This is a genomic window from Arthrobacter sp. BG5 (assembly GCF_056680155.1).
Window position 1 is genome coordinate 292,330 of the sequence record NZ_CM155268.1, and the last position, 17,807, is coordinate 310,136.

A 17,807-nucleotide genomic window follows, 5' to 3' on the forward strand; every position below is an offset into this window, starting at 1 on the left:
TACGCCGGGCGTTCCCGGAGCCCTCTCCCCCGGGCTCGGACCCCGCTTCGGCTGTAATGCTGGCATATACCCCCAGCACGACGGCGATAACGCCGGTCCAGCCGGCACTCACGACTGCTGCGGCCCGGACACCAAGGCCGCCAAGGCCGCCAAGGCCGCCAAGGCCGAGGCTACGACGAAGAAGCGAATGTCGAAGACACCGACGGCGACAGGGGGCTAGATTGCCGAGGGTCGCCTCACACGCCGTCGGCGATGCGAAAACCGCGGCCCACCAGCACGCACCGGCAAAAGCCTGGAAGGCGAAATATGCCCGTCCCCACCGAACTAAGCGCGTCACCGACTCACCCCACGCAATAGTCGTCCTTATCCTCACCTGGTTAGCATTCTTTGAGCGTCATCGGCCGGCCGCACGGACGTGCCTTGGTTCTGTCGACGACGAAGTTGGCACCAGCCTGCCTATCGATTGCCGTCGCCTCTGGCCCCGGGCCGGTGTTATTCCTGGCCCGCGCGTGTGAGGATGAGCCAGTGCCCAAGAAATCCCAGCCACAGCAACAAGTCCGCTCTCTGCTCATCGATTCCTTGAATGCTGCCCATCCCGTCCGCATCCGCCGCAAGGTGGAACGACACGAAGTCATGGACGGCGTCGTACTGGATCTAAATGACGATTGGGTCCTGATTGCTTCGATCCGCGACCGCGGGTTCCTTGACGGCTATCGGGTCTTCAAGCTGGCGGATCTGCGAAGGGTAGAGCCGGCAACAGCATTCGAAGAGTTTCTCCGTCACGGAGCCGAGTGGCCGCCGGCGTCTCCCATGCCCTCGCTGAACCTGGCAAGTCCGCGCTCCATCATCGAAACGGCAGCAAAGACGGGCACAATCGTCACCCTGTTCCGAGAAGCCAAGCGGCCGGGCACATGCCTGATCGGCGCCCCGACAGATTGGGGCAAGAAATCCGTGTGGCTGCTCACGATTGACCCTGAAGCGAATTGGGAGAGCTTCGTGACCAAGATCCCGTTGAAGGACATAACCCAGATTTCCTTTGCCGGGGACTACGAGAAGGCCCTGTTGTACGCCGCCGGCGACAGGCCGGCACGCATGGAGTCGCGATAGAAACCGCCGCCGGTCCTGCCACAGCGTGTGCAATTAGGAATGCCGGCCGGTCCTCCTCCGGCGGGCTTTCCTGCGCAATTATCGGCGTCCCCGTAAGCCGATGTCGACGCCGTCCGTCCTGCTGATTAGCTGTCAAGCACCAGTGGTATCAGCTGTAGTCCAGGCTTACCAGTAGCGCTTTGAGCTGGGCGTATTGGTCGGTTGCCATCCAGGCTCTGGCTGCTCCCCTATTCGGGAACGCGGGGTCGAAAATGACACGCGTGAACAGCCCGCCGTTGGCGGTCGACACGAGATTGCACCATGACGGGACGCCATCGCCTGGCTTCAGGGACCGGGGATCGACCAGGCCCGCGTAGTAGGCATCGCCAGCTCCGTAGGATTCCACCGCGAACCCGAAGACGGGCTCCGTGCCGTCCGGAGCGGTCATTCCCGGGACGGCCGCCTGATCGAACACTCGGCGCGACACGGGACCGCCGGCACAGCCCGCGGTGACCCCATTGGACAGAGACACCAGGTCATTGCCCGCAGCGTCCGCGACAATCGCTTCGATTCCGGGAAGTCCGGCGGGCGGAGCCACGGTCCGCACCGTCCACGTCGCCGGGTAGGCGAAGGAAATATGCCCGTCCGGGAAGGTGAAGGTCTTCAGCCCGCGTGACGCCGGCTTCCGCGACGGTGCGGGAGCAGCCGGCGCGGGAGTGGATGCCGGCGGGACGGTTAGTGTTGCCGTGCGGTCGGCCGTGGTGCTCACGGGGATGTTCGAGCCGGCGGCGGGAGCGGTCTGGGGCTGTGGGCCGCAGCCGGCAAGTAAAAGGCTGGCGGCAAGTCCGGCCGTTGTGACGGTCGTGAGAAATCCGGTGCGGTTCGAAATCATGGTGTGTAACCCCCAATATGTGTGAAGGCGGGTTGAACGTCCCGCTACACATAAGGTTTCCCGGACACCGTCAGGTCTTACAGCCCGGCCAAGAATCTTAGTGCGGCGCCGCGCCCTTCACCTCAAAAGTCACGTCGGCAGTCTGCGCGACACCCGCAGCGCGGCCCGGAGCCGATTGGTTCTGCCAGTAGAGGTTCGTGTGCGCAATCACCAGCTCCGGCGGGGGTGCTCCCCAGGCAGTGAGGTCCTCGGTACTGTGGGCGTCGGCCACGAGGGTGACGTCGTAACCGCGGACAAACGCGCCGTGGATGGTGGACCTGATGCATTCGTCCGTCTGCGCCCCGGCTACCAGCAGCTGCCCCACGCTGGCGGCGGCGAGGATCTCTTCCAGATCAGTTCCCTCGAACGAGTCGCCGTAGGACTTATGCACCAGCGGTTCCTCATCCCGCCGCGAGAGCTCGGGGACGGACTGCCAGGCCTCACTCCCCCGCTCCAGCTGGGCGTCGGAATGCTGAACCCAGACGATCGGGACCGCCGCGCCGCGGGCCTTATCCACGAGTGCTGCGATATTCGCGATTACGGCGTCGCGCTGATAGATGCCCTCGACCACGCCCTTTTGCACGTCGATCACCATCAGCGCGGCGTGGGGCCTACCGGACAGCGTTGTCATAACCATCTCCCCTGCTCGAATCTCCGGCCTCCTCTGCACCATGCTAGGCCGCGCCGCCGACATGCAATACAGCGTTCCGGCGCGGCTAGGCTGGAAGCATGCCAGCCAACACTCCCCCGCTGCCCCACCCGCCGTCGACCGCGCGCACCGCAGTACTGGCGGCCGCCGCCGACGCGGTCCTGATCCTGCTCTTCGCGGCGATCGGACGGGACGCCCACCAGCGCGGCGAGATCATCACCGGGGTGCTGGCGACGGCCTGGCCCTTCCTCGCCGGTGCGGCCGTGGCATGGCTCGCCCTGCGTCTGTGGCGGGCTCCCCTGGCGGTCTGGCCGGCCGGCGTCGCCGTCTGGCTCGGCACGGTGGCGGTCGGCATGCTGCTCCGGGCCCTCACCGGGCAAGTTGTGGTGTTGCCGTTCGTGATCGTGGCGTTGCTCAGCCTGGCCGTTTTCCTGCTCGGCTACCGCCTCCTGGCCGCGGGTGCACGGCGTTTGAAGGCACGGCGCCGGCGGGCCTGATGCACTAGGCTTGCAAGCAGATGGCACGGCCTCCTTGGGGCCATTCAACGAGCCAGCAACGGCGCACCAGATCCGAAAGGTCCCCACGTGATCACCGCTTTCGTCCTGATCAAGACAGACGCTTCCGCCATCCCGGAGACGGCTGAAAAAATCTCCGCGATTCCCGGCATCAGCGAGGTCTACTCGGTGACCGGTGAATGGGACCTGATCGCGATCGCACGCGTCGCCAAGCACGAGGATCTCGCGGATGTCATTGCGGACAAGCTCTCCAAGGTGCCCGCCGTGGTGCACACCACCACCCACATCGCGTTCCGTGCCTACTCCCAGCACGACCTGGATGCAGCGTTCGCGTTGGGGTTCGAACAGTAATCCGACCTACCTATAGGGGCGGCCTCAGCCGCGGGACAGGGCGACCCAGCGGTCCAGCACCGCGGCGGCCGCGCCGGACTCGACGGATTCCTCGGCCCGCTTCATCGCGGCGGACATCCGTTCGGCCAGCGGGCCCGAAGCATCCAGGTCGAAGGACACCAGGCCGGCCGCGGCATTAAGCAGTGTGGCGTCCCGTGCCGGGCCAGGCTTTCCGGCCAGCACGGAACGGACGACGGCGGCATTGGCGGCGGCGTCGCCCCCGCGCAGCTCCTCAACAGTTGCCTGGCGGATACCCAGGTCGCGCGGGTCGAAGACTTCCTCAGCCACTGCGCCGTCGCGGATTTCCCAGATCCGGGACGGACCCGTGGTGGTCAGTTCGTCCAGCCCGTCGTCGCCCCGGAACACCAGGCCGCGGCTGCCGCGCTTGGCGAGCACGCCCGCCACCAGGGGCGCCATCCGCTCATTCGCGACGCCGACGGCGGACGCCTGCACGTGCGCGGGGTTGGTCATCGGCCCGAGGAAATTGAAAGCTGTGGGGACGCCCAGTTCGCGGCGCGCGACGGCGGCATGCCGCATCGAGGGGTGGAAAACCTGGGCGAAGCAGAAGGTGATGCCGGCTTCCTCGGCGTTCCGGGCCACCCGCGGGATGGGCAGGTCCAGCCGGACCCCCAGGGCCTCAAGCACGTCGGCCGAACCCGACGTCGACGAGGAAGCCCGCCCGCCGTGCTTGACCACCTTGGCGCCCGCCCCTGCCGAAACAAGGGCGGCCATGGTGGAGATGTTGACAGTGTTCAGCTGGTCTCCGCCGGTACCGACGATGTCCAGCTTTTCACCCGCGATCTCGATCGGGTTGGCGGAGTCGATCATCGCCTCGACGAGGCCGGTGAGTTCTTCCACCGTCTCGCCCTTGGCGCGCAGCGCCACCAGGAAGCCGGCCACCTGGGCCGGTGTCGCCTCGCCGGACATGATGGAAGTCATAGCCCACTCAGTGTCGCCGGCGGTGAGGTGGGTGCCGTTGATGAGGGCGCCAATGAGGCGCGGCCAAGTCTTGCCTACCGCCTGTGCAGATGCCTGAGAAGTCACGATCTGATGCTATCGAGCCGGGGGGTGCAATGCCCAATGCGAAGGGGCCCCGGAACTTTTCCGCGCGATTTCGCGTCTTTGTAGAAAAAGTCCTCCCGAAACGCGGTTTGCGTTGGGCAGGACGGACTTTTACAGACATAATGTCTATGTGACATCTGCGACCCATGCCCCCAGTACCCCGGCGCACCCGACGCTGAATCGCCCGAACATGGTTTCCGTTGGAACCGTCGTCTGGCTGTCCAGTGAGTTGATGTTCTTCGCCGGTCTCTTTGCCATGTACTTCACACTCCGTTCGACGTCCGGACAGATGTGGGCCGAAGAGACAGCCAAGCTCAACTTCCCCTTTGCGCTCGTAAACACCATCGTCCTCGTGGCCAGTTCCTTCACTTGCCAGATGGGCGTCTTCGCCGCCGAACGGCTCCAGCCGCGCAGGCTCGGCGGGCCCCTGAGCTTCACCCGCTGGGGAATGAATGAGTGGTTCACGCTCACGTTCATCATGGGTGCGTTCTTCGTGGCCGGCCAGGCGACCGAGTACGCCATGCTCGTCTCCGAGCACGTCTCGCTCTCTTCCAACGCCTACGGTTCAGCGTTCTATATGACCACCGGGTTCCACGGCCTGCACGTTATCGGCGGCCTGGTTGCCTTCCTGCTCATCATCGGACGCTCGTTCGCGGCGAAGAAGTTCGGACACTTCGAGGCAACGTCCGCGATCGTCACCTCGTACTACTGGCACTTCGTTGACGTCGTGTGGATCGGCCTCTTCCTGGTCATCTACGTCCTCAAGTAGCCACGACTTGACTCTTTTTCTACAAGAGGCAGAATTTCAAGAAGCGGCTCACGGAGCCAACGCAGCATCGAATAAAGGAACCACCACGTGAAGGCACTCTCGCAGAAGCGACGTCACCCACTGGCAGCAGTTGCACTGTTGCTGATGGGCCTCCTCATCACTGGTGGGCTGTACGCCGTTGCCACCACCGTCAACCAGGCCAAGGCCGACACCACGAGCTTCAGTGCAAGCGACGCAGAAGAAGGCGGCAAGCTGTTCGCCGCCAACTGCGCCACCTGCCACGGCATGGGTGCCAGCGGCTCGCAGGCCGGACCGTCGCTTGTTGGCGTCGGCGCCGCCGCCGTTGACTTCCAGGTTGGCACCGGCCGTATGCCCATGCAGATGAACGGCCCGCAGGCTTACAAGAAGCCCGCCCAGTTCAACGAAGAGCAGACCCACCAGCTTGCGGCTTACGTTGCTTCGCTCGGCCCCGGCCCGTCCATCCCGGAGGCAGGTGTCCTCGACGAAAAGGGCGACGCGGCCAAGGGTGGCGAACTGTTCCGCACCAACTGCGCCATGTGCCACAACGCTGCTGCCGCAGGCGGCGCCCTGACCCGGGGCAAGTTCGCCCCGGCCCTCGCCGACGTCTCCGGCAAGCACATCTACGAAGCCATGGTCACCGGCCCGCAGAACATGCCGGTATTCAGCGACGCCAACGTCTCCCCCGAGGGCAAGCGTGACATCATCACCTTCCTGAAGCAGATCGAGGCCAACGGCTCCCCCGGCGGCAACGACCTGGGCGCGCTGGGTCCGGTATCCGAGGGCCTGTTTGTCTGGATTGCCGGCCTGGGCGTCATCATCGCCTTTACCATCTGGCTGACTTCGCGGACGTCCTAGGCGCCCCGCGGCACCTGTAAGAATTTTCTGCTGATCCGTCAGCAGTTTGAATTGAAAACTAACTCGACATAGGTCGAGACGAGAGAAGGATGAGGCGAATTATGGGCAACCATAGTGACGGCAGTCCGAACCACTCGGGCACCGTAGCTACGGCTGGTCAGAATGAGGTGGAGAAGTTCCAGGATCCTGGAATTCCCCCGCATCGTTTGCGCCTGGCTGACACGGACCCGAGGGCCGCCAAGCGAGCGGAACGGCAGGTGGCCATTCTGTTCGGCGCCTCGGTCGTGGGCACCCTGATATTCCTGGTGGCGTACTTCGCCATCGATCTTGGAGCTGACTCCTCGATCGCCACCATCCGGTTGCAGAACACCCTGCTGGGCATCGGCACCGCCTTTGCCATGCTGGGCATCGGCACCGGTATCGTGCACTGGGCCAAGGCCCTGATGCCGGACCACGAAGTGTCGGAAGAGCGCCACGCCATCCGCACCGAGGAGGACCGGCAGGCCGCCGTCCGGATCGTCGACGACATCGTCGAGGAAACCGGCATCAAGCGCCGCCCGCTGATCCGCAACACCCTGCTCGGCGCCGTCGCGCTCGCTCCGCTGCCGGCCCTGGCCATCTTCGGCGACCTGGGTCCGCGTCCGGACAACAAGCTGGCCCACACCATGTGGGCCCCGGTTGACGGCAAGACCAAGCGCCTCACCCGCGACCCCGATGGCACCCCCATCAAGGCTGCGGACGTCACCATCGGCTCCGCCTTCCACGTCATCCCGGAAGGCTTGAACGAGCTCCACGAAGGCAAGCTGAACGAAAAGGCCAAGGCCGTCGTCCTGCTCATGCGCCTGAACCCGGAATCCCTCAAGCCCTCCCCGGGCCGCGAGGACTGGAGCTACAACGGCATCGTTGCATACTCCAAGATCTGCACCCACGTTGGTTGCCCTGTTGCACTGTACGAGCAGCAGACCCACCACCTGCTGTGCCCGTGCCACCAGTCCACCTTCGACCTGACCCAGGAATGCAAGGTTATCTTTGGCCCGGCCAGCCGGCCGCTCCCGCAGCTGCCCATCGCCGTAGACGACGAGGGTTACCTCTACGCTACGAGCGACTTCAAAGAACCTGTTGGACCTAGCTACTGGGAGCGTGATGAGCATGAGCGCAACATCAACAGCTGACACCCCCACCTTCGTCGCCAAGACCAAGGGCGGCCGCATTACCGATTTTGTCGACCAGCGCGTGGGCGGTTCCGGAATGCTCCGGGAATTCGGCCGCAAGGTCTTCCCGGACCACTGGTCCTTTATGTTCGGCGAAGTGGCCCTGTACTCCTTCGTTATCCTGCTGCTTTCTGGCACCTTCCTGACCTTCTTCTTCGACCCGTCGATGGCGGAAACCCACTACCAGGGTTCCTACCTGCCGCTGAAGAACGTTGAAATGTCCGTGGCCTACAACTCCTCGCTGAACATCTCCTTCGATGTCCGTGGCGGTCTGTTCATGCGCCAGGTCCACCACTGGTCCGCACTGCTGTTCGTAGCCTCGGTCTCCGTGCACATGCTCCGCGTCTTCTTCACCGGCGCCTTCCGCAAGCCGCGCGAAATGAACTGGGTGGTGGGCAGCGTCCTGCTCATCCTGGCCATGGCCGCAGGCTTCACCGGCTACTCCCTCCCCGATGACCTGCTTTCCGGCAACGGCCTGCGCATCATCGACGGCGTAATCAAGTCCATCCCGGTGATCGGCACCTACATCTCGTTCTTCCTCTTCGGCGGAGAATTCCCCGGCACCGCCATCATCGGCCGCCTGTACATGCTCCACATCCTGCTGGTGCCCGCCCTCATCCTCCTGATGATCGCCGTGCACCTCTTTATGGTGGTCGTGCACAAGCACACCCAGTACCCTGGCCCGGGACGCAACGACGGCAACGTCGTCGGCTACCCCCTCGGCCCGGTCTACGCGGCGAAGGCCGGCGGCTTCTTCTTCATCGTGTTCGGCGTCGTCGCCCTGATGGCAGGGTTCTTCACCATCAACCCGATCTGGAACTACGGCCCGTACGACCCCTCCCCCGTGTCCGCCGGAACACAGCCTGACTGGTACATCGGTTTTGTTGACGGCGCACTGCGCCTGATGCCGGGCACCTTCGGCGACTGGCACGTCGAGCAGGTCTGGTTCGGCCACGTCTTCACGTTCAACGTGCTGCTGCCGGCACTGGTCCCCGCGGGCATCCTGTTCACCGTGATGTTCGCCTACCCGTGGATCGAACGGTGGATCACCAAGGACGACCGCGAGCACCACGTCCTGGACCGTCCCCGCAATGCCCCGACCCGTACGGCCATCGGCATGGCCGGCTTCGTCTGGTACTGCGTGATGTGGGCAGCCGCCGGCTCCGACCTCATCGCCACGCACTTCCACGTGGCCCTGAACGACGTCACCTACTGGCTGCGGGCCCTGTTCTTCATCGGCCCGGTCCTCGCCTTCATCGTCACGAAGCGCGTCGCCCTGGCCCTGCAGCGCAAGGACCGCGAAATCGCCCTCCACGGCCGTGAGACCGGCCGTATCGTGCGGCTGCCGCACGGTGAGTTCATCGAGGTCCACGCCCCGCTGGATGAGTACAAGCGCTACAAGCTGGTCGGCTTCGAGTCCCCGTCGCCGCTCCCGGCACAGCCGAACAGCCACGGCGTCGTGGACCGGAAGGAAAAGCGGCGTGCGCTGCTCTCCAAGTGGTTCTTCGAGGACCGGGTAGCCCCGGCCACCCCGGCAGAGCTCGCTGCGGCCCACGGCCACCACGGTGCCCACGAGTCGGTCGAAACGGCTGCTGAGCAGAAGAGCCTCAGCCACTAAGGCACGGCACCAGCTAACAGAAAGGCCCGGTCCACTTGGACCGGGCCTTTCTGCATCCCTGGAACCGACAGCAACGCGGGGTCACGTCGCGCCCATAAACGTACTCCGGATGGGCGCTGAGTGACCCCGCGTTGCAGGTCAGGGGCGGTAGCCGGAGGCATAGTTGCGGGTGGGCCGGACGCCGGGCCGCTGCAGCGGCACCCAGAGCTTGTACCGGTCCGCCCGGTAGTAGGAGACGGAGTAGTCGACCATGGCCCGCGCAACGAAGGCGTGCCGCTGGATTTTCAGCAGCGGCGTACCGACCTCCACATTGAGCAGGCGCGCCGTGGACGGAGACGCGGCGGTCGCCTCGATCATGTCCTCGCCCCACTCCATCACCAGGCCGTAGCGCTCGCTCAGCACGTTGTAGAGCGACGTCGGCGGCTCGCCGTCGAGCAGTCCCGGCACACGGTGCGCCGGGATGAAGTTCTCGTCCACGCTCATGGGCTCACTGTCGGCCAGCAGGAGCCGCCGGAACCGGACCAGCGGCGTCCCCTCCTCCAGCTGGAGCTCCCGGGCCAGGAAGGCGCTGGCGTTGATCTGCTCGAAGCTGAGCACCTTCGCCGCCGGAACCATACCGCGGCGCTGCATCTCCTCGCTGTACGAGGTTAGTTTCACCTGGAGGTCCAGCTTGGGCTTGCGGACGAAGGTGCCGAGCCCAACGACGCGTTCGATCACCTCTTCACCCACCAGCGCGTCGATGGCCTGGCGTACGGTCATCCTGGCCAGGCCGAACCGTTCCGATAGGTCCCGTTCGGAGGGTAGCGCCGATCCCGGCGGGCAGGAACTGATGATGTGGGCGCGGAGGATCTCGCGGAGCTGGACGTAGATGGGGGTGCCGCTGTTCCGGTCAATCTCGCCGGCCATCCGGGCCGCGTTAGAGCCCACGGCGGGGCCTGCTGGAATCGTTCATACTTCAAGGGTAGGGCACGTCGCCGGCAGGTCTAGACCACTGCCGGTCCCGGTTCGCCCGGGGCTTCTCCCCCGGCTACGCTGGATATGCCCGGCGGCAGTGCCTGATCCGCTGTGCCGGGCTCCCGCAGCCCGGCAGGTGCCGCCGGGCACCAGCACGTTGAAGGAGCTCCATTGCCAGCACGCAAGGCGGTCGTCCACGCCTCCATAGGGCTACATGCCCGCCCGGCGGCAACGTTCGTCCGCGCCGTAACGCAGACCGGGTTCGCCGTCACGATCAGCCGGGACGGCAGGCCCGGGGTGGATGCCCGTTCGCTCCTGGAAGTCATGACCGAGGACTTCCCCTGCGGCTGTGAGGTGGAGCTGGAGGTCCGGGCCGACGCGGTCCCGGCGGAGTCAAGCCTCACCGACGCCGAAGACGCCCTCGCCGAGCTGTGCGCCCTGCTGGAGTCGCAGGCCGGCTGACGGCGCGGCAAGCGAGGCCGGTCACCCGCCTACGACACCAGCCATAAGCAGACGACGGCGGGCCCCACCATTATGGTGGGGCCCGCCGTCGTTGTTGATCAGTGCCAGGCGCTAGTGCGCGTGGTCACCGCGGCTGTACTCGTAGACCCAGCCCACGAGCGCCACCACGGCAAGGCCGCCGGCGATGAACGTGATCCAGAAGCCCACGGCCAAGCCGAGGAAACCGCCGGCGCAGGACAGGCCGAGGACCAGCGGCCACCAGCTCCAGGGGCTGAAGTGGCCCTGCTCACCGGCACCTTCGTGGATCTCAGCATCGCTGCGGTCCTCGGGACGCATCCCGACCCGCTTGCCGGTGAAGCCCAGGTAGGCGCCGATCATGCCGGCCAGCCCGCCAAGCAGCAGGATACCGAGGATGCCGACCCACTCCGACCAGCCGGTCAGGAAGCCGTAAATCATCGAGACCGGGACGAAGAAGAAGACTCCGAGTCCAAAAATCCTTGATTCGATCTTCACTGGGCGGTGTCCTTCTGGTCGGCGTTACCGAGCGCCGCTGCTGCCGGGGCAGGAGAGTCGACGGTGTAGTTCTGGGAAAGCTCGGGGTGGTGCAGGTCCAGGGCAGGACGCTCCGAGCGGATCCGCGGCAGCGAGGTGAAGTTGTGACGCGGCGGCGGGCAGGACGTCGCCCATTCGAGCGAGGCGCCGAAGCCCCAGGGGTCATCGACCGTGACCTTCTCGTTGCTGCGCCACGTGATGTAGACGTTCCAGAAGAACGGGATCAGCGAGGCGCCGAGGAGGAAGGACGAGTACGTGGAGAACTGGTTCATCCAGGTGAAGTTGTCCTGCGGCATGTAGTCCGCGTAGCGGCGCGGCATACCCTCGACGCCGAGCCAGTGCTGGATGAGGAAGGTGCCGTGGAAGCCCAGGAAGAGCATCCAGAAGTGGATCTTGCCGAGACGCTCGTTGAGCATCTTGCCGGTCCACTTCGGCCACCAGAAGTAGAAGCCTGCGAACATCGCGAACACCACGGTGCCGAACACCACGTAGTGGAAGTGCGCCACCACGAAGTAGGAGTCGGAGACGTGGAAGTCCAGCGGCGGGGAGGCCAGGATAATGCCGGTCAGGCCCCCGAAGAGGAACGTGGCCAGGAAGCCGATGCTCCAGAGCATGGGGGTTTCGAAGGTGATGGAGCCCCGCCACATGGTGCCGATCCAGTTGAAGAACTTCACGCCGGTGGGAACCGCGATCAGCATCGTCATGAAGGAGAAGAACGGCAGCAGTACCGAGCCGGTGACGTACATGTGGTGCGCCCACACGGTCACGGACAGTGCGGCGATCGAGATCGTGGCGTAGACCAGGCCCTTGTAGCCGAAGATCGGCTTGCGGCTGAAGACCGGGAAGATCTCCGAGACAATGCCGAAGAACGGCAGCGCGATGATGTAAACCTCGGGGTGGCCAAAGAACCAGAACAGGTGCTGCCAGAGAACGGCGCCGCCGTTTTCCGGATCGAAGATGTGGGCACCGAAGCGGCGGTCCGCGCCGAGGGCGAACAGGGCGGCGGCCAGCGGCGGGAACGCCATGAGCACCAGGATCGCGGTCACCAGGGTGTTCCAGGTGAAGATCGGCATCCGCCACATGGTCATGCCCGGGGCGCGCATGCAGATGATCGTGGTGATGAAGTTGACCGCGCCGAGGATGGTGCCGAAGCCGGAGAGTGCCAGGCCGAAGACCCAGAGGTCACCGCCCACGCCGGGGCTGAAGGTCGTGTTGGACAGCGGCGCGTACGCGAACCAGCCAAAGGAGGCGGCACCCTGCGGGGTGATGAAGCCGGAGACGGCGATCGTGGAACCGAACAGGAAGAACCAGAAGGCCAGCGCGTTCAGCCGCGGGAAGGCGACGTCGGGGGCGCCGATTTGCAGCGGCATGATGACGTTGGCGAAGCCGGCGAACAGCGGGGTCGCGAACATCAGCAGCATCACGGTGCCGTGCATGGTGAAGAGCTGGTTGTACTGCTCTTTGGTCTGCAGGATCTGCATGCCCGGTTCGAACAGTTCGGCGCGGATCAGCAGCGCCATTACGCCGCCGAAGCAGAAGAACACAAAGGACGCGATCAGGTACATGTACCCGATGGTCTTGTGGTCGGTGGAGGTGATCCAGTTGACGACGATGCGTCCCTTGGATTTGGGTACTACGGGAGCCTCAAGGATCCCGGAGGGCTGAGAGTAGGTCGTTGCCACTTCGCGCTCCCCTTACTTGTTCTCGGTCTTGGCCGGGAGGCGGTCGTACTCTTCGCCGAGCAGCCCGGTGTTGCCGTCCTGGCGGAGCTGGTCCAGGTGGGACTTGAACTCCGACTCGGAGACAACCTTTACGCGGAACAGCATTTCGGAGTGGTACTCGCCACAGAGTTCGGCGCACTTGCCGTCGTAGGTTCCCTCTTTAGTGGGGGTGAACCGGATGTAGTTGGTCTTGCCCGGGATCATGTCGCGCTTCTGCAGGAAGGCGGGAACCCAGAAGGAGTGGATGACGTCGCGGGCGTTGAGCTCGAGGTCAACCGACTTGTTGACCGGCAGGTACAGGGTGGGCAGCTTTTCCTTGTCCACGTTGTTGCCGGTGAGGTGCGCCTGGACGCCTGCCTCGTGGACGTCGTCGGTGATGACGTCGCCCTTCTTGTAGTTGAAGTCCCAGGCCCACTGCTTGCCGCGGACATCGACGACGACATCGGCCGGCTGGGAGCGGTTGTCAATCGCCTGCTGGTCGCGGTCGGTGAAGTAGAAGAACACCAGGACCATAAACAGCGGGATCGTAAGGTAGAAGACCTCGAGGGGCAGGTTAAAGCTGTTCTGGCGCGGGAAACCGACGGTGCCCTTCCGCCGCCGGTACGCGACGATGACCCAGATCATCAAGCCCCAGGTAATGATGCCGACGACCAGCGCGGCAATCCATGAGTTGACCCAGAGGTCCATGATGCGGTCAGTGTGGTTGGTGGTGCCACGCTCAGTGGGCAGCCACCCTTTCTGTACCTCTGGTGAACATCCAGTCAAAGCCAACGCGCCGGCTAGTGCCAAGCCAGTGATCGTAGTGATCTGTTTGCGTCGGCTGCCGGTTCGGTTCTGCGAACTCACAGACGGCCCTTCCTACTTGTTGCTGTCGCCCGGCCGCCGATGGCGTTCCGGGCACACTAAAAGTTTTACTACTCGATGTAGAGCTTACCGCTCCCCGCGAGTTTTCGCCCACATGTCCGCGCCGTGCGTCGGTGGAGTTTTCGACGCTTCCGGCAACCGCCCCCAGGACGGCACTAAGGCCGGGCTGGTTGCCCGGCCTCAGGCCTTAGTGGAAGGAGTCTCCGCAGGCGCAGGATCCGCCCGCATTCGGGTTATCAATGGTGAAGCCCTGCTTCGAGATGGTGTCTTCGAAGTCGATGCTGGCCCCGCTCAGGTAGGGGACGCTCATCTTGTCGACGACGACTTCGACGCCGTCGTAATCGCGGACGGCGTCGCCCTCAAGGAGGCGCTCGTCGAAGTAGAGCTGGTAGATCAGTCCGGAACAACCGCCCGGCTGCACGGCAACGCGGAGCCGAAGATCAGTGCGGCCTTCCTGTTCCAGCAGGCTGCGGACCTTGCCGGCAGCGACGTCGGTCAGCTGGACCTCGTGGCTGGCCAGCTCCTGGTCCGCCTGGACGGTGGTGTCGGCGCTGTTTTCATTGGTTGTAGTGCTCATGGCCTACCTTCTTACGACGGTGGTGGCGGCTCCGCCTGCGCGGTGCCCGCCCCTACTTAAACGGTATGGGCTATAGCTACATGCTACGTCGATCAGCCCTCTAGCTCTAACTCCTGGCGTAACCGTCAGCACCGGCTGGATGTTCCCCGGGAACGCCGAAAAGTCAGGGCCTCAGGCGAGACCGTCGGCGTTCAGCCGGGCCAGCAGCAACGCCTCTGCCACGATCGCGTTCCTGAAGTCCTCCAGGTGCAGCGACTCGTTGGCGCTGTGGGCGCGGGAATCGGGATCCTCCACGCCCGTGACCAGGATCTGCACGTCCGGGTACAGCTCGGTGAGGTCGGCGATGAACGGGATGGAACCGCCGATGCCGGTTTCGACGGCCGGCACGCCCCAGGCCTCGCCGAGCGCCCACATCGCCAGGCGGGCGGCCGGCGAGGAGGTGTCCGTCAGGAAGGCGTTGCCGCTCTCCCCCGGGGTGAAGACCACCTCGGCGCCGAAGGGCGCGTGCGATTCGACGTGCCGGCGGACTGCCTCCATGGCGTCGGCCGGGTCCTGGCCGGGGGCGAGCCGCAGGCTGAACTTGGCACGGGCCCGCGGCAGCAGGGTGTTGGAGGCGACGTCCACGGCGGGCGCGTCGAAGCCGATGATGGACAGGGCGGGCTTCGTCCACATACGCGAGGCGATGGACCCGTTGCCGGCGAGCTTCACGCCGTCGAGCACCGAGGCGTCGTTGCGGTATTCCTCTTCGGTGAGGTCGACGGCGGCGTCGTCGCGGCTGACGAGGCCCTCAATCGCGACGCTGCCCTCGTCGTCGTGCAGGGTGGCGATCAGCCGCGCCAGCAGGGTCGGGGCGTCCAGCACAGGACCGCCGAACATGCCGGAGTGGACGGCGTGGTCCAGGACCTTGACCTCGATGGTGCCGTCCACGAGCCCGCGCAGGCTGGTGGTGAGGGCCGGGATGCCGACCTTCCAGTTGGAGGAGTCGGCGACGACGATCACGTCCGAGCGCAGCAGTTCCTGGTGGGTCTCCAGGAAGGACCGGAAGGTGGGTGAACCGGCTTCCTCCTCACCTTCGAAGAAGAAGGTCACGCCCAGGCCCAGCTCCTCCCCCAGCACGCGGGACACGGCGGAGTAGGCGGCGATGTGGGCCAGGATCCCGGCCTTGTCGTCTGCGGCGCCGCGGCCGTAGAGGCGGCCGTCGCGTTCGACGGCGGTGAACGGCTCGGTCTCCCAGAGCGCGAGGTCGCCGGTCGGCTGGACGTCGTGGTGGGCGTAGAGCAGGATGGTGGGCTTGCCGGCTGCGGCGGGGCGGCGCGCGACGACGGCCGGGCCGCCGGGGGTGCCGTCTTCCTTGTCGCAGCGCAGGATCCGGACGTCGTCGAAGCCGCTGGCGCGGACCAGTTCGGCGACGGCGTCGGCGCTGGCGTTCAGCGGAGCCGGATCGAAGCTGGGCCAGGCGATGCCCGGGATCGCCACGAGCTCCTTCAACTGCTGGACGGTGGCGTCGAAGGAGTCGGTAACGGCCTGGCGGAGGGCGTCGGCATCGATGGAGCCGACGGCGGAGGGCTGCGGGATCCCCGCGGGTGATGAAGTCATGGCCAAAACACTACCCGTGTCCGGCATCACTACAAACAGCGCCACAGCTGCCTGTGGGTCCCGGTGTGGGCTGGGTCTCGGGCCACCTGCCGCAAGGTATTCTGTAGGGGTGTTTGGACGTAAAAAGGAAGCGCCCTCGGCGCAGGACGTAGTTGACCAGCAGGTGGCCGAGGCAGCAGCCCGGGACGCCGCAACCGGCAAGGGCGCGCCCACGCCCAAGCGCAGCGCGCAGGTGGCGGCCCGCAAGCGGCCCCTGGTGCCGGAGGACCGCAAGGCCTCCAAGGCAGCCGAGCGCACCGCGATCGCGGACCAGCGCCTCAAGATGCGCCAGGCCATGGATACCGGTGACGAGAAGTTCCTGCCGCTGCGGGACAAGGGACCGCAGAAGCGCTTCGCCCGCGACTATGTTGACGCCCGCTTCAGCCTCGGCGAATACCTGATGTTCGGCGCCCTTGTCTTCGTCGTCATCTCCCTGCTGGTCCCGGCCAGCAGCGAACAGATGATCTATGTCCTGGGTGGTTTTTGGGTGATGTTCCTGGCCGTCTTCGTGGACGTCTTTATCCTGTCCCGGAAGCTCAAGAAGCGCCTGGCGGAGAAGTTCGGCGAGGTCGAGCGTGGCACGGTCTGGTATGGCTCGATGCGCTCCCTGCAATTCCGCCGCCTCCGCCTGCCTAAGCCGCAGGTCAAGCGCGGCGAGTTCCCCGCCTGAATCCGGCCAGCAAAAAGCCCCCGGCAGTTCATGGACTGGCGGGGGCTTTTGCGCGTCCGGGACCTGTGCGCGCCGTCCGGACCTGCCGGTCCGCCCCGCGCGGAGATCCCGGTCAGGGGCGGACGGGCCGCTTCGCCAGCTCGCGGTTGATCCGAGCCGCCCAGAAGGGGCCCTCGTAGAGGAACGCGGTGTAGCCCTGCACCAGGGTGGCGCCGGCTTGGAGCCGGTCCCGGACGTCCTGGCCGGATTCGACGCCGCCCACCGAGACCAGCGTGATCGCCCCGCCCGTGGCGGCCTTGAGCCGGGCCAGCACTTCCAGCGACCGTTGCTTCAGCGGTGCGCCGGAGAGTCCGCCGGCGCCGCACGCTTCGACCTGTTCCGGACTGGAGACCAGGCCGGTGCGGGCAATGGTGGTGTTGGTGGCGATGATGCCGTCCAGCTTGAGGTCCAGGGCCAGCCGGGCGACGTCGTCGATGTCCTCGTCGCTGAGGTCCGGGGCGATCTTGACCAGCAGCGGCACGTGCCGCCCGGCGGCGCTGTCCGCCGCCTCCCCCACCGCGGCCAGCAGCGGCCGCAGCGTGTCAACGTCCTGCAGCAGGCGCAGCCCCGGCGTGTTCGGGGAACTCACGTTCACCACCAGATAGTCCGCGGCGGGGGCCAGGCTCCGGGCGCTGACCAGGTAGTCCGCCACCGCGTCCTCGAGCTCCACGACCTTGCTCTTGCCGATATTGACGCCGATCACCGGGCGGACCCCGGGGTAGCGGCGCTGCAGCGCCGCCCGCGCGGAGCGGAGCCGCGGCGCCACCGCGGCGGCGCCGTCGTTGTTGAAGCCCATCCGGTTGATCACGGCGCGGTCCTCGATCAGGCGGAACAGCCGCGGTGCCGGGTTGCCGGGCTGGGCCCGGCCGGTGATGGTGCCCACCTCCACGTGGCCGAAGCCGAGGTCGGTCAGCGCTTCGATGCCGTGGCCTTCCTTGTCAAAGCCCGCGGCGAGCCCGAACGGTGAGGGGAAGGTCAGGCCGAAGGCCTCGGTCCGCAGCGACGCAGCCGGGGCGGTGAAGCGCTGCAGGACCCGCCCGGCGCCGCAGCGGTTGGCCAGCCGGATGCCCAGGAAACCGATCTTGTGGGCGCGCTCGGCGTCCATCCAGGAGAAGGCGAGCCGGAAGAAGGTGGGATATACGCGCATGACCCTAGTTTTCCGGTTCCGGCCGCGCAAACCAAAACAGGGGAACCGCACCGGACAAAACCGCACCCCGGCGGGCGCT

Annotated in this window: 19 protein-coding genes; 9 read left to right on the plus strand and 10 right to left on the minus strand. The window is 65.7% G+C overall.

Going from position 1 to position 17,807, the window contains the following annotated elements; all coding sequences use genetic code 11:
* Window positions 1-525 precede the first annotated feature (525 nt).
* Window positions 526-1,107 carry a hypothetical protein gene (locus tag AC1MBE_RS01280; RefSeq protein ID WP_479780283.1) on the plus strand — a complete coding sequence of 194 codons (582 nt, stop codon included), beginning with the start codon at window positions 526-528 and terminating at the stop codon, window positions 1,105-1,107.
* A 148-nt stretch (window positions 1,108-1,255) separates the two neighbouring features.
* Here the strand turns inward: AC1MBE_RS01280 and AC1MBE_RS01285 are convergent, their stop codons facing one another.
* Complete coding sequence (locus tag AC1MBE_RS01285; RefSeq protein WP_479780285.1) at window positions 1,256-1,978, minus strand: hypothetical protein; 723 nt, start codon at window positions 1,976-1,978, stop codon at window positions 1,256-1,258.
* A gap of 97 nt (window positions 1,979-2,075) precedes the next feature.
* Window positions 2,076-2,648, minus strand: coding sequence for a cysteine hydrolase family protein (locus AC1MBE_RS01290; RefSeq protein WP_479780286.1), 573 nt, complete (start codon window positions 2,646-2,648; stop codon window positions 2,076-2,078).
* Between the two features lie 98 nt (window positions 2,649-2,746).
* Here AC1MBE_RS01290 and AC1MBE_RS01295 point away from each other — a divergent pair, with 98 nt between their 5' ends.
* Together AC1MBE_RS01295 and AC1MBE_RS01300 are read left to right on the plus strand one after the other, a co-directional pair.
* On the plus strand, window positions 2,747-3,163 hold the full coding sequence (locus AC1MBE_RS01295; protein ID WP_479780288.1) for a DUF3054 domain-containing protein: 417 nt from the start codon (window positions 2,747-2,749) through the stop codon (window positions 3,161-3,163).
* A gap of 87 nt (window positions 3,164-3,250) precedes the next feature.
* Complete coding sequence (locus AC1MBE_RS01300) at window positions 3,251-3,532, plus strand: Lrp/AsnC family transcriptional regulator (protein WP_138769293.1); 282 nt, start codon at window positions 3,251-3,253, stop codon at window positions 3,530-3,532.
* 24 nt (window positions 3,533-3,556) lie between these two features.
* Here the strand turns inward: AC1MBE_RS01300 and trpD are convergent, their stop codons facing one another.
* Entirely contained in the window at window positions 3,557-4,615 is a 1,059-nt protein-coding gene (gene trpD / locus AC1MBE_RS01305; protein ID WP_479780290.1) for an anthranilate phosphoribosyltransferase, read from the minus strand.
* Window positions 4,616-4,727: 112 nt separating this feature from the next.
* Between trpD and ctaE the strand changes: the two genes are divergently transcribed.
* The 4 genes from ctaE to qcrB all read left to right on the plus strand — a co-directional run bounded on the left by ctaE (window position 4,728) and on the right by qcrB (window position 9,107).
* On the plus strand, window positions 4,728-5,402 hold the full coding sequence (ctaE, locus tag AC1MBE_RS01310) for an aa3-type cytochrome oxidase subunit III (RefSeq protein ID WP_479780292.1): 675 nt from the start codon (window positions 4,728-4,730) through the stop codon (window positions 5,400-5,402).
* 87 nt (window positions 5,403-5,489) lie between these two features.
* Window positions 5,490-6,278 carry a cytochrome bc1 complex diheme cytochrome c subunit gene (qcrC, locus tag AC1MBE_RS01315; RefSeq protein WP_138769290.1) on the plus strand — a complete coding sequence of 263 codons (789 nt, stop codon included), beginning with the start codon at window positions 5,490-5,492 and terminating at the stop codon, window positions 6,276-6,278.
* Between the two features lie 101 nt (window positions 6,279-6,379).
* A complete protein-coding gene (gene qcrA / locus AC1MBE_RS01320) occupies window positions 6,380-7,450 on the plus strand; it encodes a cytochrome bc1 complex Rieske iron-sulfur subunit (protein WP_479780294.1) in 1,071 nt (356 codons plus the stop codon).
* Window positions 7,428-9,107, plus strand: coding sequence for a cytochrome bc1 complex cytochrome b subunit (gene qcrB / locus AC1MBE_RS01325; RefSeq protein WP_479780296.1), 1,680 nt, complete (start codon window positions 7,428-7,430; stop codon window positions 9,105-9,107). The genes qcrA and qcrB overlap by 23 nt, the downstream gene beginning before the upstream one ends.
* A gap of 138 nt (window positions 9,108-9,245) precedes the next feature.
* On the opposite strand, the gene AC1MBE_RS01330 is transcribed toward qcrB, so the two are convergent.
* A complete protein-coding gene (locus AC1MBE_RS01330; protein WP_479782720.1) occupies window positions 9,246-10,013 on the minus strand; it encodes a GntR family transcriptional regulator in 768 nt (255 codons plus the stop codon).
* Window positions 10,014-10,232: 219 nt separating this feature from the next.
* Between AC1MBE_RS01330 and AC1MBE_RS01335 the strand changes: the two genes are divergently transcribed.
* The gene (locus tag AC1MBE_RS01335) at window positions 10,233-10,523 is read left to right on the plus strand and encodes an HPr family phosphocarrier protein (RefSeq protein ID WP_479780297.1); all 291 of its coding nucleotides are present in this window, start codon (window positions 10,233-10,235) and stop codon (window positions 10,521-10,523) included.
* A gap of 111 nt (window positions 10,524-10,634) precedes the next feature.
* Here AC1MBE_RS01335 and AC1MBE_RS01340 read toward each other — a convergent pair whose 3' ends face one another.
* The 5 genes from AC1MBE_RS01340 to AC1MBE_RS01360 form a co-directional block, all read right to left on the minus strand.
* On the minus strand, window positions 10,635-11,036 hold the full coding sequence (locus AC1MBE_RS01340; RefSeq protein ID WP_479780299.1) for a cytochrome c oxidase subunit 4: 402 nt from the start codon (window positions 11,034-11,036) through the stop codon (window positions 10,635-10,637).
* Complete coding sequence (ctaD, locus tag AC1MBE_RS01345; protein ID WP_479780301.1) at window positions 11,033-12,757, minus strand: aa3-type cytochrome oxidase subunit I; 1,725 nt, start codon at window positions 12,755-12,757, stop codon at window positions 11,033-11,035. Before ctaD ends, AC1MBE_RS01340 begins: the two co-directional genes overlap by 4 nt.
* A 12-nt stretch (window positions 12,758-12,769) precedes the next feature.
* Window positions 12,770-13,642 (minus strand): aa3-type cytochrome oxidase subunit II, encoded by an 873-nt coding sequence (gene ctaC, locus AC1MBE_RS01350; RefSeq protein WP_479780303.1) that lies wholly within the window; start codon window positions 13,640-13,642, stop codon window positions 12,770-12,772.
* A 205-nt stretch (window positions 13,643-13,847) separates the two neighbouring features.
* Window positions 13,848-14,237: a HesB/IscA family protein gene (locus AC1MBE_RS01355; RefSeq protein ID WP_138769282.1), complete on the minus strand. Its 390-nt coding sequence runs from the start codon at window positions 14,235-14,237 to the stop codon at window positions 13,848-13,850.
* A 171-nt stretch (window positions 14,238-14,408) separates the two neighbouring features.
* Window positions 14,409-15,833 (minus strand): M20/M25/M40 family metallo-hydrolase, encoded by a 1,425-nt coding sequence (locus AC1MBE_RS01360; protein WP_479780304.1) that lies wholly within the window; start codon window positions 15,831-15,833, stop codon window positions 14,409-14,411.
* 109 nt (window positions 15,834-15,942) lie between these two features.
* On the opposite strand from AC1MBE_RS01360, the gene AC1MBE_RS01365 reads away from it, so the two are divergent.
* On the plus strand, window positions 15,943-16,542 hold the full coding sequence (locus AC1MBE_RS01365; protein WP_479780306.1) for a DUF3043 domain-containing protein: 600 nt from the start codon (window positions 15,943-15,945) through the stop codon (window positions 16,540-16,542).
* A gap of 112 nt (window positions 16,543-16,654) precedes the next feature.
* On the opposite strand, the gene AC1MBE_RS01370 is transcribed toward AC1MBE_RS01365, so the two are convergent.
* Complete coding sequence (locus AC1MBE_RS01370) at window positions 16,655-17,728, minus strand: quinone-dependent dihydroorotate dehydrogenase (protein WP_479780308.1); 1,074 nt, start codon at window positions 17,726-17,728, stop codon at window positions 16,655-16,657.
* Between the last annotated feature and the right edge of the window lie 79 nt (window positions 17,729-17,807).